The 24,579-nt window shown below is 63.1% G+C and carries 19 protein-coding genes and 3 pseudogenes; 16 read left to right on the top strand and 6 right to left on the bottom strand.

Annotation, left to right across the window (positions count from 1 at the left end):
* The first annotated feature begins 59 nt into the window (after positions 1–59).
* The 8 genes from LJ362_RS00925 to LJ362_RS00960 all read left to right on the top strand — a co-directional run bounded on the left by LJ362_RS00925 (position 60) and on the right by LJ362_RS00960 (position 8,893).
* On the top strand, positions 60–926 hold the full coding sequence (locus LJ362_RS00925; RefSeq protein ID WP_264800312.1) for an aldo/keto reductase: 867 nt from the start codon (positions 60–62) through the stop codon (positions 924–926).
* Positions 927–964: 38 nt separating this feature from the next.
* On the top strand, positions 965–1,495 hold the full coding sequence (locus LJ362_RS00930; RefSeq protein WP_264800314.1) for an acetyltransferase: 531 nt from the start codon (positions 965–967) through the stop codon (positions 1,493–1,495).
* A gap of 43 nt (positions 1,496–1,538) precedes the next feature.
* Entirely contained in the window at positions 1,539–2,258 is a 720-nt protein-coding gene (locus tag LJ362_RS00935; protein ID WP_264801882.1) for a hypothetical protein, read from the top strand.
* A 188-nt stretch (positions 2,259–2,446) separates the two neighbouring features.
* The gene (locus LJ362_RS00940; RefSeq protein ID WP_264800315.1) at positions 2,447–3,952 is read left to right on the top strand and encodes a PepSY-associated TM helix domain-containing protein; all 1,506 of its coding nucleotides are present in this window, start codon (positions 2,447–2,449) and stop codon (positions 3,950–3,952) included.
* 311 nt (positions 3,953–4,263) lie between these two features.
* The gene (locus LJ362_RS00945; protein WP_264800316.1) at positions 4,264–6,597 is read left to right on the top strand and encodes an MMPL family transporter; all 2,334 of its coding nucleotides are present in this window, start codon (positions 4,264–4,266) and stop codon (positions 6,595–6,597) included.
* A gap of 271 nt (positions 6,598–6,868) precedes the next feature.
* Positions 6,869–7,330 carry a MarR family winged helix-turn-helix transcriptional regulator gene (locus tag LJ362_RS00950; protein ID WP_264800318.1) on the top strand — a complete coding sequence of 154 codons (462 nt, stop codon included), beginning with the start codon at positions 6,869–6,871 and terminating at the stop codon, positions 7,328–7,330.
* 73 nt (positions 7,331–7,403) lie between these two features.
* A complete protein-coding gene (locus tag LJ362_RS00955; protein WP_264800319.1) occupies positions 7,404–8,459 on the top strand; it encodes a pirin family protein in 1,056 nt (351 codons plus the stop codon).
* A gap of 59 nt (positions 8,460–8,518) precedes the next feature.
* Positions 8,519–8,893, top strand: coding sequence for a GNAT family N-acetyltransferase (locus tag LJ362_RS00960; protein ID WP_264800320.1), 375 nt, complete (start codon positions 8,519–8,521; stop codon positions 8,891–8,893).
* Positions 8,894–8,963: 70 nt separating this feature from the next.
* Here LJ362_RS00960 and arr read toward each other — a convergent pair whose 3' ends face one another.
* Positions 8,964–9,377 (bottom strand): NAD(+)--rifampin ADP-ribosyltransferase, encoded by a 414-nt coding sequence (gene arr, locus LJ362_RS00965; RefSeq protein ID WP_264800321.1) that lies wholly within the window; start codon positions 9,375–9,377, stop codon positions 8,964–8,966.
* 236 nt (positions 9,378–9,613) lie between these two features.
* Here arr and LJ362_RS00970 point away from each other — a divergent pair, with 236 nt between their 5' ends.
* The 4 genes and pseudogenes from LJ362_RS00970 to LJ362_RS00985 all read left to right on the top strand — a co-directional run bounded on the left by LJ362_RS00970 (position 9,614) and on the right by LJ362_RS00985 (position 14,286).
* A complete protein-coding gene (locus tag LJ362_RS00970) occupies positions 9,614–10,921 on the top strand; it encodes an Nramp family divalent metal transporter (RefSeq protein ID WP_264800322.1) in 1,308 nt (435 codons plus the stop codon).
* A 373-nt stretch (positions 10,922–11,294) separates the two neighbouring features.
* Positions 11,295–11,974, top strand: a pseudogene (locus LJ362_RS00975) (alpha/beta hydrolase fold domain-containing protein).
* Between the two features lie 10 nt (positions 11,975–11,984).
* A complete protein-coding gene (locus LJ362_RS00980) occupies positions 11,985–13,166 on the top strand; it encodes a serine hydrolase domain-containing protein (RefSeq protein ID WP_264800323.1) in 1,182 nt (393 codons plus the stop codon).
* Between the two features lie 85 nt (positions 13,167–13,251).
* Entirely contained in the window at positions 13,252–14,286 is a 1,035-nt protein-coding gene (locus LJ362_RS00985) for a helix-turn-helix domain-containing protein (RefSeq protein WP_264800324.1), read from the top strand.
* Positions 14,287–14,350: 64 nt separating this feature from the next.
* On the opposite strand, the pseudogene LJ362_RS17025 reads toward LJ362_RS00985, so the two are convergent.
* A pseudogene (locus tag LJ362_RS17025) lies at positions 14,351–14,479 on the bottom strand (integrase core domain-containing protein); the annotation flags it as partial.
* A 180-nt stretch (positions 14,480–14,659) separates the two neighbouring features.
* On the opposite strand from LJ362_RS17025, the gene LJ362_RS00990 reads away from it, so the two are divergent.
* Together LJ362_RS00990 and LJ362_RS00995 are read left to right on the top strand one after the other, a co-directional pair.
* Positions 14,660–15,067, top strand: coding sequence for a (deoxy)nucleoside triphosphate pyrophosphohydrolase (locus LJ362_RS00990; RefSeq protein WP_264800325.1), 408 nt, complete (start codon positions 14,660–14,662; stop codon positions 15,065–15,067).
* Between the two features lie 2 nt (positions 15,068–15,069).
* On the top strand, positions 15,070–18,069 hold the full coding sequence (locus LJ362_RS00995) for a DUF3427 domain-containing protein (RefSeq protein WP_264800326.1): 3,000 nt from the start codon (positions 15,070–15,072) through the stop codon (positions 18,067–18,069).
* 30 nt (positions 18,070–18,099) lie between these two features.
* Here LJ362_RS00995 and LJ362_RS01000 read toward each other — a convergent pair whose 3' ends face one another.
* Positions 18,100–19,110, bottom strand: a complete 1,011-nt coding sequence (locus LJ362_RS01000; protein WP_264800327.1) for a DUF2891 domain-containing protein — start codon at positions 19,108–19,110, stop codon at positions 18,100–18,102.
* Positions 19,111–19,279: 169 nt separating this feature from the next.
* Here LJ362_RS01000 and LJ362_RS01005 point away from each other — a divergent pair, with 169 nt between their 5' ends.
* Positions 19,280–19,606, top strand: coding sequence for a CHY zinc finger protein (locus tag LJ362_RS01005; RefSeq protein ID WP_264800328.1), 327 nt, complete (start codon positions 19,280–19,282; stop codon positions 19,604–19,606).
* Between the two features lie 25 nt (positions 19,607–19,631).
* On the opposite strand, the gene LJ362_RS01010 is transcribed toward LJ362_RS01005, so the two are convergent.
* From LJ362_RS01010 to LJ362_RS01025, 3 genes and pseudogenes are all read right to left on the bottom strand, one after another.
* Complete coding sequence (locus LJ362_RS01010; protein ID WP_264800329.1) at positions 19,632–20,264, bottom strand: hypothetical protein; 633 nt, start codon at positions 20,262–20,264, stop codon at positions 19,632–19,634.
* A gap of 12 nt (positions 20,265–20,276) precedes the next feature.
* A pseudogene (locus LJ362_RS01020) lies at positions 20,277–22,228 on the bottom strand (primary-amine oxidase).
* Positions 22,229–22,234: 6 nt separating this feature from the next.
* The gene (locus LJ362_RS01025) at positions 22,235–23,791 is read right to left on the bottom strand and encodes an APC family permease (RefSeq protein ID WP_264800331.1); all 1,557 of its coding nucleotides are present in this window, start codon (positions 23,789–23,791) and stop codon (positions 22,235–22,237) included.
* A gap of 137 nt (positions 23,792–23,928) precedes the next feature.
* Here LJ362_RS01025 and LJ362_RS01030 point away from each other — a divergent pair, with 137 nt between their 5' ends.
* Positions 23,929–24,546: a TetR/AcrR family transcriptional regulator gene (locus tag LJ362_RS01030; RefSeq protein WP_264800332.1), complete on the top strand. Its 618-nt coding sequence runs from the start codon at positions 23,929–23,931 to the stop codon at positions 24,544–24,546.
* Positions 24,547–24,579: the final 33 nt, after the last annotated feature.

Below are 24,579 nucleotides of genomic sequence, written 5' to 3' on the forward strand. Positions count from 1 at the left end.
GCTCAACCCCACGGCGAGGCCCTGGCCAGCGCCGCCTCGGTGGTCATAGGCTTGAACCCATGACGACCCCAGCGAACACCCCCGCACAGAACTCACCGATCCCCACACTCGACCTCAACGACGGACGTGCGATCCCGCAGCTCGGGCTCGGCATCTACGCGATGAAGGGCGAAGAGGGGGTCGACGCCATCGTGGGTGCCGTCGACAATGTCGGCTACCGCCTGCTCGACACCGCGGTGAATTACGAGAACGAACACGAGGTCGGCCGGGCCATCGCCGACTGTTCCGTCGCTCGCGAGGACCTGTTCGTCACGAGCAAGATCCCCGGCCGCCACCACGGCTTCGACGAGGCCATCGCCAGCACCGAGGAATCGCTGGCCCGCCTCGGCCTCGACTACCTCGACCTCCACCTGATCCACTGGCCCAATCCCAGCGTCGGCAAGTACGTCGACACCTGGGAAGGACTCATCGAACTGCGCAGACGCGGGCTCGTGAAGTCCATCGGCGTCTCGAACTTCACCGAGAAGATGCTCACCGAGCTCATCGAGAAGACCGGCGTCACCCCGGCCGTCAACCAGGTCGAACTCCACCCGTATTTCCCGCAGACCGAACTCGTGGCTTTCCACCGCTCCATCGGTGTGCAGACCGAGAGCTGGTCCCCGCTCTACCGTGACCAGGGACTGTTCGATGAAGCCCCCATCGCCGAGGCGGCCGCCGCCCATGGCGTGAGCCCGGCCCAGGTCGTCCTGCGCTGGCATATCGAGATCGGCAGCATCCCGATCCCGAAATCGGCGAACCCCGAACGCCAGCGTCTCAACGCCGATGTCTTCGACTTCGAACTCACCCCCGCCGAGGTGGCTGCGATCTCCGCGCTCGAGCGCGGTCGGATGAAAGACCGGGATCCGCTCACCCACGAGGAGATGTGAGGCCGCACGGCAACTGTTGACGCCGATCGCGAGGAGACATGGAATTCCGACGGACGACCAGTGCCGACTTTCCGCTGCTCGCACGGTGGCTCGGCTTGCCCCATGTCGCCCGATTCTGGAACCACGAGACCACGCCGGAGGCGATCGAACGGGACTTCGGCGGAAGCATCGACGGCACGGAACCGTCATTCGACTTCATCGTCGAGGACGCCGGGGTACCGGTCGGGTTCATCCAGCGCAGCGTCATTTGGGACTACGCGGACGAGCATCGGGAACTCATCACTCTGGCCGCCGCCCCGCAGGATGCTTTGACGATCGACTACTTCATCGGCGAGATTGCGGCGACAGGCAAGGGCATCGGCGCACGGATGATCCGCGAGTTCACCGAACTCTGCTTCGCTGACTGCCCGACTGCCTCAACGATCATTGTGCCCGTGATCGCTGGAAACCCGGCATCGTGGAAGGCTCTCGAGGCTGCCGGATATCAGCGGGTTGCCGAGGGCCACATCCCGCCCGACAACCCGATCGACGACGGGTGGCACGTAGTCTATCGCCGGGATCGGCATTGAATGCTCGGGTGGGGCCCACCTGTGTGAGAATGTCACCGTGGAGATGGAAGCCAGGCACCGGCGCGCTCTGCGCGGCACCCTCGCCGCAGCATTCGCGACCTTTGTCGCACTGACGTCGCACATCCTCGGCGGGGGATCCTTCCCGACCGCGATGGGTGTCATCGTGCCTCTGGCGCTGTCGATCCTCGTCTGTGTCCTCCTGTCCGCGCGCCAACTGTCGCTGCCTCGGTTGACGTTCTCAGTCGGAATCAGCCAGACGCTCTTCCACCTCCTGTTCTCCCTCTTCACTCCGCACGGTTCCGCTTCGCCGAACGCGATGGCACGCTCCGACAACGGACTCGCCGCGCTCCTCGGCTCGCACTCTCATCACTCGCCGACGCATGGAGCGCACGACGCGTCGATCCACTCGGTGCCCGGCGGCGCGGTCCAGATGACTCATGATTCCGCGGTCATGCCTGCCATGGACGGTTCTGTGGGCGCAGCGGCCCAGATGCATTCGCACTCGTCACCGGGGATGCTGCTGGCCCACTGCGTTGCCGGGATCGTGACGATCGCGATGATCTATTGGGCCGAGCGACTGCCGGTCATGCTCGGCGAGTTCGCCCGTTTGACCATTCGGGCGGTCGTCCCGCGCCTCGTCGTCCTGCGGGCGCAGATCGAGAAGCCGCGGTCGCTGATCGGCTTCGAGCCCGAACTGCCGCGCAGCCTCGGTGTGTGCCGATCCCCGGTGCTGCGGCGAGGTCCACCGCAGCCTGCTTTCTGACACTCAACACATCCGCGCATCGGCCTCCGTGAGCCGGTGCGATCACTGCTGACCGCATTTGGTCGTCGACCGCGACTGCGTGTCGTGCGCGAACGCTGCCGACCGCAACTGCCCGTCGACCGCATCTGCTTGTCGAAGGCATCAGGCCGACCGGATCCTGCTCAGCGCACCTGAGAGAAAGCATCATCATGACCACACCTTCATCAACCGTGCCCGAAAGCTCGGGCCCGGAACCGACTCACCACCGTGACCACCCCGTCCACTCCGACCGGCCCTTTCCGTGGTTCGGCCCGCTCCTGCGCCGTCTCCACTTCTACGCGGGCATCCTCATCGGTCCGTTCATCCTCATCGCCGCGCTCACCGGGGCGGCCTACGCGATCAGTCCGACGCTCGAGAAGGTGGTCTATGCCGACCAGCTCAGCGTCCCCGCCACCGACGACCCGCTGCCACTGGCCGCCCAGATCGACGCCGCGAATTCCGTCATTGCAGGCAGCGATTCGACGCTGTCTGCCGTGCGGCCGGCTCCCGAGCCGGGCGATACCACGCGAGTGATGTATTCCGATCCCAGCCTCGGCGAGAGCGAATCCCGGGCGATCTTCGTCGATCCCGCCACCGCCGAGGTGGTCGGTGACCTCACCGTCTACGGAACCTCGGGTGCCCTGCCGCTGCGGACGTGGATCGATCAGATGCACCGGAGCCTCCACCTCGGCGATGTCGGGCGGATCTACAGCGAACTCGCCGCCTCATGGTTGGGAATCGTCGCCGCCGCGGGTCTCGTGCTCTGGATCCTCCGCGCTCGCAAAACGAAGAAGCCCGCCGCGATGATGCGACCGAACCGGAAGCACAAGGGGCTGAGACGCACGTTCTCCTGGCACGCTTCGGTCGGTGTCTGGGCGGCGATCGGCATGCTCTTCCTCTCGGCCACCGGGATCACGTGGTCGCAGTTCGGCGGGGAGAACGTGACGAAGCTGCGTGCGGCGCTGAGCTGGGAGACCCCGGCGGTGTCGACGGAACTTGGCAGCGCGGCCGCCGCGCATGCTGACGGCGGGTCCGGGCACGCTGGTCACGAAGGCCACGCCGGGCACGAGGGCCACTCGGGAACCGGCGCCTCGGCAGGGTCCGATTTCGATCCGGCCGATTTCGACATGATGCTGTCGATGGCGCGCGGAGTCGGCATCGACTCCGAGTCCGTCGAGATCCTGCCGCCCGAGGACGACGGATCTGCGTGGGTGGTGCAGGAGATCCAGCGCAGCTGGCCCACCCAGGTCGATGCGGTCGCCTTCGACCCCGAGACGATGGAGGCCACTGACCGTGTCGACTTCTCCGACTACGAGGCAGCGGCGAAGCTCGCCCGCTGGGGCATCGACCTGCATATGGGCACACTGTTCGGTTTGGCCAACCAGATTGTGCTCTTCGCCCTGGCCATCGGCATCGCAGCGATGGTCGTCTGGGGCTATGTCATGTGGTGGCGGAGGCGGCCGAAGCGGAATCCGGCGAAGAGGTTCGGGCGCGCACCCGCACGCGGTGTGCTGAATGGGGCTCCATGGTGGGGAGTGGCTGCGATCGTCGTTGTCGCAATCGCGATCGGTGTGTTCCTGCCGCTGGTGGGCATCAGCCTTATCGGGTTCGTGGTTATCGATGTGCTGCTCGGGCTGAGGGCGCGCCGTCGTGAGCGGCGGTCCATGACGATCTAATGCTCACCGCACCCATTCAGTACCGGGCTGGCGCCGACACACATCACATCAGGTGCACGTCGCAACCACCTTAGGCGCGGGCTGACATCACCTTTTGGACAGGTCATCAGGTTTCGAACCGATGATCTGTCCAAAAGGTGATGAGCCCGGATGCAACGGTCGCCAGTCGCGAAGCCGAGCGGCCCGAACCTGCCGGCGCGCATCCTCGCCAGTGCACATTACGTGTTTTTCGAAGCTCTTCACTCGATGGGAACTCCTGCTCTTACTGTCGAACGCGAGGTGGTAAACGTCAAAAGGCGTAGCCTGGGACCATGCCCCGTCACCTCCTGACCTCGACGCCGCCGAATCCCGACCCTCGCCGAGGGGGTCCCGCCGGTGACGACGTAGACGGCGCCGACACAGCTGCCGCGCCCAAACAGCACCCTAAGGGTCCCGTCCGCGGCCGTGGGGCACTGCTCGCCCTCTTCGCCGTCCTCCTCGTCGCCTGGGTCGGCATCTCCGGAGTCGGAGGCCCGTACTTCGGCAAGATCTCCGAGGTCGCCACCAACGACCGCTCATCGTTCCTCCCCGAATCCGCGGAATCCACGCGCGCTCAGGACCAGATCGAGAAGTTCAGCGACCTCGACTATGTTCCCGCTATCGTCGTGCTCGAGAACAGCGACGGAGTCACCGACGACGACCGGTCCCGACTCGATGAGCTGACGAAGACCCTCGAAGACGACGATCTGCTGGCCGCAGACCCCTCACCGGCCATCCCGTCAGACGACGGCGAGGCACTCCAACTCATCCTCCCGGTCTCCTCGACGACCACCTCCGATGACGTCGAATCCATCAGAGACGCGGTCGGGAAGGTCTTCCCGACCGCGGTCGCCGCCGATATGACCCCGGATCAGGCCGCCGAGGCCCCGACCACCGTGGCAGACGTCCACGTCACCGGTCCGGCGGGATTCTCCGCCGACCTCTCCGAAGCCTTCGCCGGCATCGACGGCATCCTCCTGCTCGTCGCACTCATCGCCGTCTTCGTCATCCTCATCATCGTCTACCGCTCTCCGCTGCTGCCGGTCATCGTCCTCTTCACCTCGGTCGCCGCGCTTTCCGCGTCGATCTTCGTCATCTGGCATCTCGCCGACGCCGGGATCCTGCTCATCAACGGCCAGGTCCAGGGCATCCTCTTCATCCTCGTCGTCGGCGCCACCACGGACTATTCCCTCCTCGTCGTGGCCCGGTTCCGCGATGCCCTGCAGGCCGAGCCGGATCGTGTTCGGGCCGGGCTCGCTGCGCTCAAGGGAGTGCTCGAACCGATCGCGGCCTCCGGAGGCACCGTCATCGCCGGCCTCCTGGTCCTCCTGCTCACCGACCTTGCGTCGACGCGCGCCCTCGGCCCGGTCGCCGCGATCGGCATCGTCGTGGCGATGTTCGCAGCACTGACCTTCCTGCCCGCCGCGCTCATCATCATCGGTCGTGCCGTGTTCTGGCCGTTCCGGCCCCAGGTGACGACCGCCGAGGTGGGGCTCCGTAAGAAGGGAATGTGGGCCCGGATCGCGGGTGGGATCGCCGCCCGACCGCGCCTGATCTGGATCGGACTCGTCATCCTGCTGGCTCTGCCGCTCATCGCGGTGCCGCAGTTCAAGGCCTCCGGGGTCGCGCAGAGCGAGTTCGTGCTCGGCGAATCCGAGGCTCGTGACGGCCAGGACGTCCTGGCCGAGCATTTCCCAGGTGGGTCCGGAACTCCGACCCAGGTCGTGCTCGACGCGAACGAACTGAGTACTGCCGCCGAGGCGGTCGGCCGCCTCGGCGGGGTCGGTTCGATGACCGTGGCCGCTGAGGATTCCCCGAGCGGAACCATCGGGATCGACGAGGACGGAAAGCTCCAGCCCCCGCAGGGTGGCCCGGCCAGCGTAGCACCGGATGCTGCCGGCGGCTCGGCGGCGATCGATCCCACCGAGGTCGACGGTCAGGTCCTCCTCGAAGTCACCCTCTCCGATGCGGCGGACTCCCTGGCTGCCGAGACGACGGTGACGGAGATCCGCGAGGCCGTCCACGACGTCGACCCCGATGCGCTGGTGGGCGGGCAGACCGCGGTCGACCTCGACACGAACAACACCGCCGAGGCGGACCGGACCCTGGCGATCCCGATCATCCTGGTTGTCATCACGGTCATCCTCATCCTGCTGTTGCGGTCCCTGTTCGCGCCGCTGCTGCTCGTGGTCCTGACCGTGCTGTCCTTCGGCACCGCGCTGGGAGTCTCGGCGCTCGTGTTCAACCACCTCATCGGATTCCCGGGTGCCGATCCCTCGGTGCCGCTCTACGCCTTCGTCTTCCTCGTCGCGCTCGGCATCGACTACAACATCTTCCTCATGTCCAGGGTGCGCGAGGAGTCGCTCAAGGTGGGCACAAGGGCAGGCGTGCTCAAGGGGCTCGTGGCGACGGGTGGGGTGATCACCTCGGCGGGCGTGGTGCTTGCGGCGACCTTCGCGGCACTCGGGGTCATCCCGATCATGTTCCTCGTCCAGCTCGCCTTCATCGTCACTTTCGGCGTGCTGCTCGACGCCATCCTCGTGCGCTCGCTCGTCGTCCCGGCGCTCGTCCACGACATCGGACGCGGAGTGTGGTGGCCGTGGCGGAAGCGGATCCCGCAAGACTGAGCCGGGCGGGGATCGGGCGAGCCGCCTCGGCGAGGTCGAACCGATGGTGAAGGGCCGGCGGCGGCAACACGATACCCCCGGAGTGAGACCGGAGTCCGGGCGACTCTGCTCAATCTCTCCAGCCGGGGGTACGTTGGGGATGTGGCGGGTACTGACGCCGAGGGGTGGTCGACGGGCCCCGAACCTGGGGCCAGTTATATCATTGAACTACTATTCTGTTGACTATGCAACAAAAGTGTGGCATGACACATCGACGAGCGGGGGCGGACCGATGGACAAGACGACTCCGGTGAGCAGCATGATCAGGCAGAACGGCCCAATCAAGATCGCGGCCTGGCGTCTGATGATGGAGAAGTATCAGGACTTCTATACGAGGTTCGTACACGAGTTCCGGACGCGGCACGGGCTGACCGTGAACGAGTTCGACGTGCTCATCAACGCCCGACCCGAGCCCCAGGTGCGCCATCGAGACCTGCTGCGCAGCCTCGTGATCAGCCGCAGCGCGCTCAGTCGACTGCTCGGCAAGCTCGAGGATCGTGGCTTGGTCACGCAAGAGCCCGACCCGGAGGATCAGCGCGGGGTGCTCGTCGCCCTGACCGAGGAGGGACTGCGGCTCTGCGACGAGGCGGCCGCGACGAATGCGGAGATCATCCTCGACGGTTTCGCCGGGCTCACGGATGCCGAGGCCGACGAGATCTTCGAGCTCGTCTCGAAGATCTGCCCGGTCGAGTAGGGGAGCGGGTGAGCGGCATTCTCGCGGAACTGTCCCCCTCCCCGCCGGCCGCGAAGAGGGCTACGATGTGGCCATGAGCAACGTCGAGACCCGCCCCGATCAAGTGGTCTGCAAGGCCGGGGGACTGCCCGGGCCGGCCTGTGACCAGCAGGGACGTTCCCCGGTTGAGATCATCACCTCCCGTGAGGTGCCGCTCGGCGGTCCACGGGCGATGATCGTGCGCCGCACCCTGCCGCAGCGGCAGCGCTCCCTCATCGGCCCCTGGTGCTTCGTCGACCACTACGGACCCGCCGATGTCTCGGTCACCGGCGGCATGGACGTCGCCCCGCACCCGCACACCGGACTGCAGACCGTGAGCTGGCTGTTCGAAGGCGCCATCCAGCACATCGACTCCGGCGGCAGCGCGGGCCTCGTCCTGCCCGGCGAGGTCAACCTCATGACCGCCGGCGCCGGCATCTGCCACTCCGAGGTCTCGACCGAGGAAACCACGACCCTCCACGGCGTCCAGCTGCGGCTGGCCCTGCCCGAGGCCACCCGCCACCAGCCCGAACGCGAATTCGAGCACTTCGAACCCGTCCCTGTCTCCTTCGCCGGCGGAGAGATGCTCGTCTTCCTCGGAAAACTCTGGGGAACGGAGTCTCCGGTGCAGACTCATTCGCCGCTGCTCGGCGCCGAAATCCGCCTCGACCCCGGTGCGAGCATCGACCTGCCCGTGAATCCGGGATTCGAGCACGGCGTCCTCGTCGACTCCGGCGATATCGCCCTGGAGAACGTCGACCTGCCCGTCGCGGCGGTCGGCTACACGGGCACCGGTGTTGAAGAGCTGCGCATCGCCAACCGCAGCGACGAACCCGCCCGACTCATCCTCCTCGGCGGCGAACCGTTCCCAGAAGAGATCGTCATGTGGTGGAACTTCGTCGGCCGCACCCATGAGGAGATCGCGGCCTACCGTGAGGAATGGCAGGCTGAAGGTGACCGCTTCGGCGTCGTCGACGGCTACGTCGGCAAGGGCGGGCCCGGCCGCAATGCCGACGGCATGGGAAGGCTTCCCGCGCCGAGGCTGCCCGACGTCACGATCAGACCGCGGAAGAATCCGCCGCCCCAGGTTCGAGGTGGACCCGCGGAATAGAGCGGTGCCGAATTCCGCTTCACCCAGTACCAGCAGAGCACGACGAAAGGGTTATAGCCATGGTGAAGACATTCGAGGACAAGACCGGCGCCGAGGTGACCGTCTCGATCAACGAGGCCACCCGGTCCTATGACATCGCCGTCGCCGACGGCACCGTCGCCGGCCACGCGTATTTCCTGCCAGGTCCCGAGGCAGAGACCGAACGCATCTTCCATCACACCGTCGTCGATGAACAGTTCGGCGGTCGTGGGTTATCGAAGATCCTCGTCGCCGAAGCGCTCGAGGACTCACGCGAACGCGGAATCACGGTGGTGCCCGTGTGCCCGCTCTTCGTCAAGAAGCTCCAGGAGGCCGGCGACGACTACACGGCACAGGGCGGGAAGTTTCGTAACGCCACTGGCGCCGACATGGACATCGTTGAGCGGCACAGTTGAGTTCGGGCACGCGTTCACTCGACCACGGGTGGGACGGTGTCGTCGTGACCGGTCAGCTGCCTCGGCGAAATCAGTTGATGATCTCTTTGTCGTCGTCTGCACGGATGGCGTCGAGGCGCTCGCGCCACATCTGCAGGTCCTGCTCGCTCAGGCGCTTCCAGTCGGTGACCTCGCGGACGATGCGCAGGGGTTCGCTGCTGCGGAAGGACCGTGTGGGGTTGCCGGGGAACTTCTTGTCCGTGACGTTCGGGTCGTCGACGAAGTCGCCGAGGGGTTCGACCTCGTAGACGTGCGGAGATCCGGAGTTGAGGGCGGCCACCTCGGCGGCGAGCCCTGCCCCGTCGACGAGCGAGGTGAAGTAGATATGGTTCATCGTCACTTCGGGCCGGTAGTTCGAGGCGAAGCCTGCGGTCAGCAGGTCTCCCGGTGAGAGTTCGGCACGGGTGCCGTGGAAGAAGGGTCCTTCATCGAGTGCTGCAGCCATGGCGTCGAATATACGCTCGCAGACTGCGAATCGGCCTGAGGATCGGCGACTAGAATGGGCCGTGAGCGGGTGGTGAACAGCCCTGCGGCATGGGTTGAACCTGCGGCGCTTCCCGGTTGTTGAGACTTCCGTTCCGGAATGTGACGACCTCGGCCATACTCTCCTGAGCGAACGATGCCCCGTGCGAACGTCTCCGGTGGCGTCGACGAACCCACGTGAAGGAGCCCACCCCGCCAATGTCCGCCGAAACGACATCGCAGACGAAGAACGCCGCCTCGGCGCCGACATCATGGACCGGACGCCTCCGCCTCATCGGTCCGGGCATCGTGCTCGCCCTGGCCAGCGTCGGGGCGTCGGACATGATCACGACGATGAACTCCGGAGCGGAATACGGGCTCGCGCTCATCTGGGTGTTCACGGTTGGCATCGCCCTCAAGTTCGTCCTCTCCGAGGCGGTCGCGCGGCTGCAGATGAGTGGCGACCGGTCACTGATCTCCCACCTCACCGGCTTCGGCGGGCGGACCTTCCCGGTGCTCTTCCTCATCGCCGAACTGCTCGTCGGGCTCTTCTTCGGCGCCGGCGTCGTTGCGGTGACGACGAACATCCTCCAGGCGATCTTCCCGGTGCTTCCGTTCTGGCCGACGGCCGTCGTCGTGCTGCTCTCGGCCTCGGTGCTGGTGGGCATCGGCCGCTACGGTCTCGTCGAAAAGGCGATGATGGGCTTCGGGATCATCATGTTCTTCGGCATCATCGCGCTCGCAATCTCCGTCTTCCAAGGTGACGGCGCCCAACAGGTCGCCGCCGAGACCGTGGTCCCGACGTTCCCGAACACGTCCATCATCACGGTCATGTCGCTCATCGGCGGCGTCGGCGGGGCGACCGGCATCCTCGCGTACTCGTTCTGGATCCGGGAGAAGTCCTGGCGGAGTCCGGACTGGAAACCCGTCGTCCGCCTCGACCTCGTCATCAGCTACGGCCTCGTCTTCGTCTTCGCCGTGGCGATGAGTGCGGTCGGGGCCTTCATCCTCTACGGCCAGGGCTTCACGATCGCGGACAACGACTCACTGTTCGCGATCGCCGACAGTCTAGTCAGCCGCATCGGTGACGTCGGACGAATGGTCTTCCTCATCAGCTTCCTCGCCGTGGTGTACACGAGCGTGCTCGGCGGATTCTCCGGCATCGCCTACGTCACCGCCGACTGCCTGCGAGTGCTCAGGCGTTACCCGCACCAGGACGAGGCCCGCTTCGACATGTCGGCGAAGTCGGTCGAGTTCCGCGGCGCGCTCGTCTACCTGTCGGTGGCGACGCTGGTGATCATGGGACTCGGCAAGCCCGTCACCCTCGTCCTCGTCTACGCTGCGATCAGCGCGTTCATCCTGCCGGTGCTCGCGCTCGCCCTGCTCGTCATCCTCAACCGCGAATCCGTGCCGACCGGTCTGCGCAACACGAAATGGTCGAACGTGCTGCTGGGCATCTGCCTGGCCCTGTTCGGATTCCTCGCGGCCCTGCAGGTGCGGGAGTCGGTGATGGGGTTCATCGGGTGAAGTGAGGCGCACCCGACAACTGTCGGGTGACTGCGCGAAAAGCACGATGGTCTGGCGGTAGTACCACGGTGCCGGGATCGGCATACTTGGTGACATGACACAACGACGGTCACGATTCGACGCGGAGCTCGCCGCGAGTCTGTCCGTCATCGGCGGGGTCTTTCCGCCGACCATCACTCCTTCGCTCATCGACTTCATGCGAGTCTCGTACGCCTCGGAGCCGCTGGCGGAGACTCTCAGCGGCCGGCGGGTCGAACATTCCGAATATCAGGTGCCGGGCCACCTCGGCGAGGCCATCACCGTCTCCGTCTTCAGACGATCCGGGGACACCGGACGACGACCGACGATCGTCTACGCCCACTCCGGCGGGCTGATGTTCGGCGATCGCTTCAGCGCGCTCGGCCTCAACCTCGACTGGGTCGAGAAGATCGGTGCGATCCTCATCTGCCCCGAATACCGCCTGGCGCCCGAGTTCCAAGACCCCTATGCGCGTGAGGACATGTACGCCGCGCTCCTGTGGACGGCAGAGAACGCCGACGACCTCGGCGTCGACCGCGCCCGACTCATCGTCGCCGGAGCCAGCTCCGGTGGGGGACTGGCCGCCGGAATGGCGCTGGCGGCCCGCGACCGGCACGGACCGAAGCTCAAGGGCCAACTGCTCATCTACCCGATGCTCGACGACCGAGGCATCACACCGTCAACCCATCAGTTCGACGGCATCGGCGTCTGGGATCGGGTGAGCAACGAAACCGGATGGCAGGCGATTCTCGGCGATGACTACCGCACCGAGGCGGTCTCGCCCTATATCGCACCATCGCGTGCCAACGACCTCACCGATCTGCGCCCGCGTACATCGACGTGGGCTCGGCCGAGATCTTCCGGGACGAAGCCGTCGCCTACGCCTCGGCCCTCTGGAACGACGGCAGCGAAGCGGAGCTGCACGTGTGGCCCGGAGGCTTCCACGCCTTCGACATCTTCGCCGCCCATACACACCTTGCGCAAGGAATGATCAGCACCCGAATGGCCTGGATCGAGAAGCTCCTGGCCGACTGAAAGGAACATCATGTCTGAGAACACAGCTGTCAACGACGCAGTTGTCCGCGTGGCCACGAAGACCGTCGACAGCGGCGGCGTCCCAGGCGTCGTCGCCGGAGTGACCACCGACAAGGAGACCATCAGTCTCACTGCTGCAGGAGTCCGCTCCCTCGACGATTCGCAGCCGATGACCACGGACTCCGTGTTCATGATCTTCTCCACGACGAAGGCCCTGACCGGCACCGTGGCACTGCAGCTGGTGGAGTCGGGAGAGCTCGACCTCGACGCCCCGGCGAAGGACTATGCCCCAGGACTGGCCGACGTGCAGGTCATCGACGGTTTCGACGACGGCGGAGAACCGATCCTCCGGGCACCCGCCAGCGAACCGACCACGAAACAGCTTCTGCTGCACACCGCCGGCTTCGGCTACGACTTCTTCAACGAGAAGTACGAACGACTCGCCCGCGAACACGGCCAGCCGAGCATCGTCACCGCCACCAGGAAGGCGTTGGAGACTCCGCTGCTGTTCGATCCCGGCACCCAGTGGGAGTACGGGTCGAACATGGATTGGGTCGGCCAGGTCATCGAAGGCATCACCGGAAAGACTCTGGGTGAGGCGATGCGTACCCGAGTCCTCGAACCGCTGGGCATGGACGACAGCACCTTCCGTCCGACCGCGTCGATGCAGGAGCGGCAGGCCACGATGCACCAGCGCACCGACGGCGAACTCGCGGCGACCGACTTCATGCTGCCCGAACCGGAGGTGGAGATGGGCGGCCACGGACTCTTCTCGACCGTCGATGACTACCTGAAGTTCATCAGGATGTGGCTCAACGACGGAGCAGCCGACGACGGAACAGTCGTCCTCCGCCCCGAAACGGTGGACCTGGCCACGCAGAACCACCTCGGCGATCTTCGGGTGAAACTGCTGCCCGGAGTCATCCCGAGCTTGTCCAACGATGCGGAGTTCTTCCCCGGCATGCCGAAGACCTGGGGATACACGTTCATGATCAACGAGGAGGACGCCCCGACCGGTCGCCCGGCCGGCGCCGCAGCATGGGCGGGTCTTGCCAACCTCTACTACTGGTTCGACCGACAGAACAAGATCGGCGGGTACTGGGCCACACAGATCTTCCCCTTCGCCGACCCCGAATCCGTCGGTGGGTATCTCGAGATGGAGACGGCAGTCTACGATGCTCTGAAAGGCTGATTCGCGACTGAGGCGAATCGCGACCGTCGGGCGACAGTCGTGGACTGCCAATCGTCGACCGACGGACGAACGAGGAGGTGGTGACGTGCAGGAGCTGCTCGGCAGGATTGCGAAGCTCGATCCCGAGGCGAGCCTGGGTCTGCGCGTCATCGCCTGCTTCGACGAACTCATGGCCGGCGAGGTCAATTCCCATGCCCTCGCCTCCGCGGCCGCGGCTCTGGCCGGTTGCCCGGCCGGCTTTCGCAGTGGGGACGGGAGCAGACAGCTGAGGGTCGATTCAGGCGGAGTCTCGATTCCGGGGGATCGACCCGCCGAGGTGGCCGCCCTGTCCCTGCCGAACGATTCCGAGGTCTGGCTCGAGCGGGAGGACGTTGTCTTGCCCAACGATGAACTCATCCTTGAGAGATTCGGCCTGGCCATCGGCGTGAGATTCGGTCTCGAACGGCAGCAGCTGGAGACCCCGCGGGACGTGGCGCTCGCCCTCGATCCTGCAGCGACGCCCGAAGACCGGAGTGCTGCCGCGGTTCGCCTCGGGTTGACGCCTGGTTCGGGATATCGAGTCCTCGCGGCCCCGCTGTTCGCCGTCTTCGAGAAACGACCCGCCGGCCCCACCGATGTCATCACCAGCGAACATGGCACGCTGCAGGTGGTCATCGTGACCGACGACACCGAGGGTATCGCCGTGACACCGGCCGGACTGGGGCCGTCCGGGTCGATCGGAGAATTGCCGCGGTCACTGCGGGCAGCCGTGGTGGCACTGCGGCTCAGCCGCCCGCCCGAGGAAGGGCTCGTGCGGGCTGAAAACTTCGGTGGGCTCGTCGAACTGCTCGCCGAATCATCTGACACAACCGATCCGGACGCTGCGCTGATCGACGAGATCATGGACTCGCCGTGGGCGGAGTCCACGGTGCGCGTGCTCCTCGAAGCACCGACGATCAGACAGGCGGCCCGCGACCTCGGTCTGCACCACAGCACGGTGCAGAGCCGGGCCGAGCAGATCGAACGCTGCCTCGGCTACGATCCGCTGTCGGGCTACAACCGCACCAGGTTGGGCATCAGCGTGCTCCGGTGGCGGCTTCGCAATTCCCGAGCGCTTGAACTTCCGGGGCCAGTGGGGTGAGGTGCGTCAAGTCCCGGGTTTGATGGAGAGTTTTCTACTTGGAATTCATCAACTGACACACGAGCTAGCCAACCTGTGGCAGCGTGTTGAAATACTCTGGTCGGAACGCGGTTGGAGTCGCCTCACCGAGTGCTCCGTGAGGCCGGTACGTGTTGAACCACTGCACCCACTTCGCCGTGCCGATCTCGATATCGTCAGTATTTTTTACGGATCCTAGTTCCGGATCAGCTCAACTTTATAGAGAGAGTTCAGCGCTCAGCGAGGGCGTTATCGTATGAGTCGCCCTTCGATTCGACAGACGCGACGGTGCACCTAGAAACACTTAGCGAGTCGGTAGGGTGGGAGCCATCTAGGGAGAAGGAAGCAGGGAACCATGAAGAAAGAAATCAACGTCGTGGGTGCCATCATAGTCGACGGTTCAAATGTCTTGGCAGCGCAAAGAAGCGCAACGATGTCTCTGCCCGGCATGTGGGAGTTTCCCGGTGGCAAGATCGAAGCCGGTGAAACTCCTCGCGCGGCTCTCGTCCGGGAGCTCCAAGAAGAGCTATTATGCACGGCTGAGATTGGAGATGAAGTCGCTTCGACTCGGCACGAGTACGATTTTGGCTTCGTCACCCTGACTACCTTCTACTCAAAGCTAGTCGAAGGCGAACCGAAACTAACTGAACATTCCGAAATTCGATGGATCAAAGCAACCGACCTCGATTCGGTGGAGTGGGCGCCAGCTGATATACCTGCAGTTGAGAAGGTGGTGCAAGATTTCTCAATGACCGAGGAGTAGGCGTGGCAACAGTTCCAGAGCATGTTCAGCGAGACACAGCGTTCGGATTTCTTGATCGTTCGTCACCCGCGGAACGCCTCTTCAACCCGATGTTGGTTTCAAATGTTGAAGCCAACACGATGCACAAAGCCATCCTTGAAGAACTGAGACGCTCGAAGAGCTTCACCTTTTCAGTTGCATTTGTCAGTTCAGATGCAATCGCTTCATTGAAGCAACCACTGATTGAGTTCCCGGGCCGGGGCCGAATCATCACTTCGACTTACTTAGGTTTCAATTCACCTGAGTCATTTAGGGAACTGAAGAATCTCCACGACCTTGGCATCGAAGTGTACGTGTTTGAAGATGACACAAGAGGTTTCCATCCCAAAGGCTTCATCTTTGAACAAGCAGCTACGACCACAGCGATCGTGGGTAGCTCCAATCTGACTTCTCGGGCGCTCAAGCGAAACCACGAGTGGAACCTGAGGTTCTCAGCACTTCCTGACGGCGATATTGTTCAGCAGCTTGCTGCTGCAATTGATATCCAGCTTGAGTCCGCCACGCTGCTAAGCGATGACTGGATCAATGCATACGAAGAGTTGTACGTCCCGCCTTCGGCACGTAGCGAAATTCCGGGGTCGAACCTTCAGCTGCCAGGGACTCGTACTCAGATTGTCGCCAACGCGATGCAGGCAGAGGCTCTCCTAGAAATTCAAAAAGTACGCGACTCGGGTGAAGATAAAGCTCTAGTCGTGTCGGCGACTGGCACAGGTAAGACCATTCTCGCGGCGCTAGACGTGAAGGCCGCGAATCCGGAACGAGTGCTCTTCGTCGTGCACCGAGAACAAATTCTCGATCGCGCGATTGAGGAATTCACCAAGGTGCTCGATCTTGAGGAACACGAGGTTGGGAAGTTCGTCGGGTCGCGTAGAGAACTTGATCGACGGTTCGTATTCGCAACCGTGCAGTCACTGGGATCGGCTGAAAAGCTGAACCAAATCGCACGCGACCACTTCGACTACATCCTCATCGATGAGGTTCATAGGGCTGGTGCGAGGTTGCACCAGAACATCATTCAGTACTTCACCCCGGACTTCATGCTTGGAATCACCGCTACTCCCGAGCGGTCAGACGATTTCAATGTCTATAGCCTGTTCGACTACAACGTGCCCTATGAGATTCGACTACAGAAGGCGCTCGAGGAGGACATGCTCGCCCCGTTCCACTATTACGGCGTCACCGACTTCGAGAAGGACGGCGAAGTTATCGGTGACACAAGCCAGCTGCGGAACCTCGTTGCCCCAGAGAGAGTAGCTCACCTGATTCAGGTAATTGAGCGTTATGGGCACGTAGGCGACCCGGTCAGAGGCCTCATGTTCTGCAGCCGAAAAGATGAAGCTCGAGAGCTATCGACGCTTCTCAACCAGAACGACGTACATGGCAAACGGCTTCGAACGCGAGCTCTAACTGGTGAAGACTCGGTAGAAACTCGTGAACGTGTCGTCGCCCAGCTTGAAAACGGAGAGCTCGACTACATCATCTCCGTCGATGTGTTTAACGAAGGCATTGATATCCGGACAGTCAACCAAGTGGTTATGCTTCGGCAAACTCAGTCGAGCATCATCTTTACTCAGCAGCTCGGCCGCGGACTGCGCAAGGCAGCTGGCAAGAGCCATCTCATCGTTATCGACTTCATCGGTAACTACACGAACAACTTCCTCGTGCCGATTGCGCTCTTCGGAGACAGCAGCCTGAACAAGGACTCTCTCCGGAAGAGGATGATTGAAGCGCAAGATGTCGGTGCGGTTTCTGGACTTTCAAGCATCAACTTTGATGCGGTCGCAAAGGAGCGAATCTTCAAGTCGATCGAGTCCACACGCCTGGATAGCCTGAAGAACCTCAAGCAGTCCTTTAGAGACCTGCATACCCGACTCGGTAGGCCGCCGATGCTGATGGACTATGCGCGCTTTGATGTTGTTGATCCAGTAGTAATCGCCAGTGCACGTGGCAACTATTGGAAACTGCTCAACGCATTCAAAGTTGTCGACGAGCAGCCCACAGACAGAGAAAGTCAGATCCTGTCGATGGTCAGTCAGGAGTTTCTGAACGGCAAACGGCCCCATGAACTTCTGGTGCTCGAGCAACTAGTGAGTGCAAGAACTCCTGTGACTGTGAGTGACCTTCGCTCGCTTTTTGATCAAAAGGGAGCGACTTCAGACCAGGCCACAATTGACTCCATTGAAAGAATTTTCAACTTTGAATTCTTCACTGAGGGTGATCAGAAAAAATACGGGACTCCGATCGTCGATTGGACAGACGGCAGGATCACTCCAACCTCAGAATTTCTGGACCTGCTTGAACACTCGCCCAGCTTCTTAGCCCATTTGAATGATGCAATTGAGACAGGACTCTTCTTATCCCGTCACAGGTACCGCTGGGATGAACGTCTAGAGGCAGGGAAGAAGTACTCGCGCAAAGACGTTTGCAGACTGCTCAATTGGCAAAGCGATCAAAAAGGGACGATGTACGGGTACAAAGTCGACGTCTACTCCAATTCGTGTCCAATCTTCGTGACTTATCACAAAGATGACGACGTGTCCGCGAGCACTTCGTACGAAGACTCTTTTGTCAGCGAGAACACGCTCCGCTGGTTCACACGCAGCAAGAGGACATTGCAGAGCAAGGAAGTCCGGTCGATTGTGAACAATGAGATCCCGCTGTATCTCTTTGCTAAGAAGGACGACGCTGAAGGCACGGACTTTTACTACTTGGGCCAGGCCACGTCCTCGGACCCAATGCAAACAAAGATGCCTGGGGAGAACGGGAAGAACTTGGACGTTGTCACGATGGACCTCAACCTGGAGTACCCCATTGATGCAGCGCTCTATGACTATTTGACGACAGGCCCGGCGATCGAAGAGGCAAAGAGCCGCAGCTCCAAAGCTCCGTCAATTGATCTAAGCCATGAAGAGACACCAATTCGGCTCGAATACAACGACGATCAGAAAGACAAGCTGTTCTAGCGATGAAGTTGCCGGGGCAGCTGGATTTCACTAGTGCTGATGGCCGACTCGCTGAATCAATGCTTCCCAAGCAAACGTCGCGAGCCAATGAGAGGACACGTACTCGTCTGAGACAGACGCTTCGAGTCCGGGTGCCATTAGCGAATCGACTTGGGTGAGTATGCCCTTGGCCTGCGCGATGAGTTCGTCATGGCCCGACTTCTCGGCGATCGCTTCTAGCTTTGGAGCCAGTCGCATCACTGACGCCGCGACCGAGAGGCCCAAACCGTAGAGGTGGCTCTGCTGGCCGTCGGTTGGGTCCAGGACCTTGACCGGTGTGAGCGCTGGTGACTCCGGCGAGAGTTCGGATAGAAACTCAGGTAGCCACGTCGCCAATTCGTCCTCGGTGAGCACTTCAGCCATGAGATCTGCCTCGCATAGGCCGGGGGAGAGGAAGTCGTGACCGCTGCGCTCCTGGCGTAAGTTCCAGGCGACATCCTCGGCGAAGAATCGACGAGCCGCATCCGCGATGGCATCGACGACGTCGTGCCGCTCTGCTGCCCGGGCCCCGAGGAGGACGCGGCGCAGCCCGAAGGCCGTATTCGAGTGCACTCCATGCCGAACCGGCGCGGCCACCTTCGGCAGCCATGCAACCACCAAGTCGAAAACCGTCTCGGCGAGCACTTGCGTGTGAGTACCAAGCGCGCGCAACTCCGGAACTTCGCTGGCATTCAGCACCCGATTGAGCTCGACCGCCCAGGCCCAGCCATACGGCCGCTCCCACGACGGATTCGCACGGAGGAAAGCCGCCTCGGTGAGCATATGTTCCTCGCTCAGGTGTGAGGACAGAACGTCGAGCGCACGTTTGCGCCAACCGGCACTCTGCGCCACCTCGGTCTCCAGCAAAGACGCCAGGAGATAGTGCATGTGCACGCTGGAATGCCAGTCATAGGAGTTCGCGAACGCGGGATTCTTCTCTGCTGCGGGCACGATGTCCGCAACACTTCGCGCCAGATGATGGGAGGCGTACGGATATTCGCGGGTGATGTTGCTCAGCGCCACCTCGGCGAAGGGGTGGACGTAATCTTCAATCTGCGGCATGGATCCTCATCGGCTCGGGGTCTTCCACTCTACTGGGATGATCACCAGACCAGGTGCCGAACCACTGCGGCTAAGCTTGAACGGACCAAGACCAGCCCTGGTCGTGATGTGCAGGAAGGACAGGCGAGCAATGACGCCATCTCCCGAAGTCTTCGGCCCGACGGTCGACGATCACACCAGGTGCGTCCACTACGCCACCGAACTCGACATCATCGCCATCCGTTTCGCCTGCTGCGACCGCTACTATCCCTGCCACCTGTGCCATTCCGAGACTGCGGATCACCCCGCTCAGCAATGGCTACGCGAGAAGTTCGACCAGCCCGCGATCCTGTGCGGGATCTGCTGGACCGAACTGACGATCACTGCCTATAAAGCAGCCGATGAATGCCCGGAATGCGCGGCGCAGTTCAATCCACGCTGCGCGGCGCATTCGGATCTCTATTTTGCCGGTCAGTGAAGAACCCTGGCGGTGACGATTCCGATTAGTGAAGGAACTGCATCACCACGATCATCGCGGCCATTCCCCAGCAGTCGAGTGAGATGAGCGGGCGTCCGCGGGCGATGTCGTGGACGGCGCAGATCACCAGGCACACCGCCAGGACGACGACGCCCACTGTGAGGAACGTGCTGATGAGCGACATGTCACCGGCATGATGACTATGGCCGCCGGCGTGCGTCGAACCGCTCATGTGCGCCCCATGGTTGAGGACCTGCCACGCCATCACCGGATAGGTGATGGCGGAGAGGACCGCGGCTGTCGGGCCTGAGTGGGAATCCGCCCGTGACGCGCAGCGGTCAGGCGCGGTCGCCGATTCCGCGCAGTCGTTGACCGCGACCTTCGCCAGCCCGCCAGGGCCACTCGCGACGAGGGCGGAGGACCGCCTCGGCGAGGGAGCCCTTGTCGATGATCGCAGGAATACGGCCAGGCCGAGCCCGACGATGAGCAGCGTCCCCGACAAGGCGACTGCCGGGACGAGGGCGGTATAGGCCAAGTCGACCATGGCAAGAACCATCACGGCTGCGGCGACGATGGCCGGTCGTCCCTTCGACGCAAGAGCGCCGGTCAGGCACAGGACCCCCGAGGTGACCATGAGGAAGGACGCGAGGCTGCTCATCGGCTGCGCCTGTCAGTCGCACTCGCAGGAGTGACCGGTCTCCGTGCCGCAGTGACTCGACTTCGGGCGTGGCACGTCGAGCGCGGGATTCCGGTCGAAGAAGCCATAGGGCTTCATTGTGAACCCGAGCTTGTCGACGGGCATGATCGGCCAATCCTCGGGACGCGGGAAGTGCGTCATCGCGAATGACGCCCACACGACGATGTCGTCACCGTCGACCGGTCGCTGCTGCTCGACCCACTGCGTGATGGTGCCCTGACCGGGGTTCTGGTTCGGTACGTGCCCGAGGGGAACCGTTCGTCGGCGTCGAAGTGCGTCAGCCACATGTGCTTCGACCCGAAGCCGGCGCGCTTCGAGATCGACGAATCCTCGGCCGCCATCATCGTCGGCTCATCGGGCACACGCAGCTCATAGCCGACGGGGAAACCGTGCCGGTTGGGCTTGTCCGGATTGACGATGTGCCAGACCCGTCCAGCCTCACCATCGGCGGTCCTGCCACCCTCGGCGGTGAGCCGAGTGAGCTTCCTGGTGAAGGCATTGCCGTAGGGATTGTCCTCACCGAAGGGAACGCGCACTGCTTCCTGCTCATCGACGGCGTTGGCGATGCCGTCGACCTGCATGTCGAGCCGGGCGCAGAACATGTGCTGGTGGAAGGGCATGCCCAGTCCCTCGTCGCCGAGAGGCGAGGACCAGCGCTGCCGCTGAGCCTCGTCACCGTACGCGGCTGTGTAGACGATGCCGGTGGCTTTGCACTCGAGCTCAAGCGTGCCGTCGAGGTAGAGATACCAGTAGAAGCCGTAATCGTAGTTGCCGACGGTGATGAAGAAGGAGATGACGAGGCGGCGATTGCGGCGCACGTCGACGGCGCCGGTGAACTCGTCTGTGTGCTTGAACAGGATCCCGACATCCTCTTCGTGGATGCAGATGGCATTCGTGATCGTGTGCGCATGCCCCCGATCGTCGGCGAGCACGGCGTCCGAGTAGTGGATCTCGCCGAGGCAGTCGCACCCGAGCTCGAGCGAATTCGTGTTCTTGCCCATCGAATACTCGCCGGCGTCGAAGTAGTTCTGCCAGAAGCGCACCGGGCTGGGATCGCCGTAGGGCACGACCATCTCCGCCACTGAGGCGCGGTAGACGATGGGGCGGCGCTCGCCTTCGTCATCGAAGCTGATCTGGTGGAGGACCAGCCCTTCGACCGGATCGAAGCCGAGTCGGACCTGCCACTTCTCCCAATCGAGGACATCCCCGTTGAGGGTGAAGCTCGCTCCCTCGGGCTGGGTGATCTCGATCGGCTTCTGCGTCGTCCGCGGTTCGGGCAGCCAGGAGTCGAGGTGGTAGTCGAAGCGCTCCTGGGGCACGGGCACGATGTCGGTGTCGACGACTTCGACAACCTCACCGGTGTTGAGGTCGAGATAGGCGACGAGCCCCTCAAGCGGATGTGCCCACGCATTGTCCTGCGGGTCCGACTGGATGAAGGAGGAACCGCGCACGAGGCGGCGGCCCGCTTCGCCTGGAATGTCGAAGCATCCGGCAGAGAGCGCGCAGATGCGCACGGTTTCGACGTCGGTGATGCCTCGCGCCGCGACGGCTGCCCGCCAGGTCATGTCGTTGCGGATCATCTGCTCGGCTTCTTCGTATTCGGTCATGGTGATCGGGGCTTGGCCTTCGGTCGCGACATCGAGCACTCGAGCGAAGAGCACCCTGCGCGCGGTCAGGGACACGAGGAGTTCCGTCTGCTCCCCGGTGCCGCGGTCGATGATGAGCGAGCGCACGCGACGGTCGATGTCGGTCGCGCCGGAGATCACGTCGCGCTTATCCGGTTCGACGAGGCTGACAAGGGCGAAGAGCGTCTGTTCGCTCACGTGGCCCGCGTCGACGATGATGGCCCGGTTGAGTTCGATCTCCTCGCCGGTCAGGCGATCGAGCGGATGTGTTGCAGTGGCAGTCGTTGTCGGTGCAGTCATGAGTCTTCACATGCCTTTCTGTGTATCGAGTTTGCTGTCGAGAGCGGGGTCGAGGTCGTCGAGCAGATCCTGAGGATCGGCCGGGGTGGGACGGAAGACGCGGACCCGGTGTCCACGGACGTATCCGATGAGAGCCAGCGCACCGAGAGCACCGAGGGTGCCGAGAGTGAGAGCCGTGAACGGTCCCTGATCGACGCCCCATTCGTCGAGGAAGTTGTATTCATGCCCGAAGAGCCGATCGAGCGTGCCGGGGAAGATCGCGACCCAGGACCCGAGCAGGATCCAGAGGAAGGCGATGCCGCCGAGGATGGTGAACCCCACATTGCCGACCGGCACCCGGAAGGGGCGTTCGATGCCGGGATGCTTCCAGCGCAGCTTGATGGCCGCGGGGATGATGAGCAGGTAGCTGAGCAGGAACGTCGAGATGGAGATCGAGAGAACGACGCCGAACAGTGCACCGGCATCACCGTTGAGCTGCATAGCCGCGATGAGGAAGATCGTGGCGACGGTGCCCGAGAGCAGATTGACGTTGACCGGGGTGCCCAGTGTGCGGGAGATCTTGCCGAAGAAGCCTCCGAAGAATGCGCCGTCGGCCGCAGTCAGTGCCTGCATCCGATCGCTCATGATCATCCAGGCCGCGCCTTGTGAGGCGAGGATGATGACGAACATCAGCGCCGCGAGCACGACCATGATGTCAGCAGCGGGCCCATAGACGGTGAACACCGTCTGCACGGCGTCGAGGAGTCCGCCGATGCCCGTGATCGTCTCGGTCGGCAACACGAGCAGCATGGCGAGGACCGGCAGGAGATAGCAGAGCGCGGAGATGACTCCAGAACGTGCGATCGCGACAGGGATGTCCTTCTTCGGATTCTTCATTTCGTCCGACGCGCTGTTCGACGCCTCGAACCCGAGGTAAGAGAAGAGCAGCAGCGGCACAAGCCCGAGGAAACCGCCGAGGCTCGGGCTGAAGTCCGAGAGGTGAAGCGGCTGAACTCCGTGCTGGGCAGCGTAGATGACCGTGGTGAAGAGGAAGAACGCGATGAAGATGACCTTGAGCACGCCGCCGAGCGTGGGCAGCCACTTCGCCTTCGCCAACGACAGAATTGCCGCGATCACCGTGATCCAGATGAAGACGATCTTGAAGATCCAGTCGCCGATCGACCCGGCCTCGAGCGGGCTGATGAACTGGTTCCAGGTGCCGGTGGCGAGGAACGCCATCGAACCGCCGACCCACACCGGCTGAGTGACCCAGCTCAGTATCGAGGCGATCGCACCTGCGGGCCGACCGAAGGCCTGGCGGACCCAGATATAGGCTCCACCCTCACCGACGAAGGTGCTGCCGGTCTCGGCGAAGACGAGCGCGTAGGGCACGAGGAAGAATATCGCGAGGACGAGTGTCCATGTGAAGGTCTCTGCACCGAAACCTGCGGTCTCGGCGAGGACTTCAATGCTCAATACTGCCGACATGACGATGAGCACGATGTCGAATCGGCCGAGCGTCTTCTTCAGATGCTGCTTCTGTTCGTCCGCGTATGCGGTCGTGCGTTCAAGGGAAGACACCATCCACCTCCTTGTGAGTGGGCGTCCGATAGAGTTCTTTGAGTTACACCGTAAAGAATTGCACGGGTGGTCGCCGATTGACAGAGGTACGGCCATACCGATCCGCGTTTGCCTGCATCACTTCAGGAGATAATGGGGCCATGGCACGACCGAAGAATCAGGCGGGACGCCGTGCACAGCTGGTGCAGGCGGCGAAGCAGGCGATCGCGCAGCGCGGACTCAACGGGCTGCGAACCATCGACGTGGCCGCGCACTCAGAGCTAGGTGCCGGGTCGGTGGCTTACTACTATCCCGACCTCGGAGACCTCGTGCGTGAGGTACACGAAGACGCGGTGTCACGGTTCTACTGGAACCGGCGCGAGCAGGGGATCGCAGGTGAGACTCCGGAGGCCAAGCTGGCCAGGATCATCCGCAGCGGCATCCCGCACTCCCGCGACGACGTCGACTTCCAAGCGCTCAATGAGCTGCATACACACGCGCACAGGGATACTTTCCATGCCGGTCTCATGGCCGAGCTCTACCGACTCGAGGTCTCGCTCTATGCCGCGGTCCTCAACGAGGGCGTCGATTCCGGAGCTTTCACGATGACGCTGCCCGTGGAGACGGCGGCGAGCAACCTTGTGGCTCTCGAAGACGCTTACGGGCTGCACTTCATGGGCGGAACACCGCTCGACGCGGACGACATCTTTCGGCTCATCGTCGCCAATGCCGAAGTGCTGACAGGGTGCAGACTGGTGGAGACGACAACGGCGCAGTGAACCGGTACTGCCCCGCGCTGGGGCAGATGCCGA

It is taken from the genome of Brevibacterium sp. JSBI002 (genome assembly GCF_026013965.1).
Lineage (GTDB): Bacteria > Actinomycetota > Actinomycetes > Actinomycetales > Brevibacteriaceae > Brevibacterium.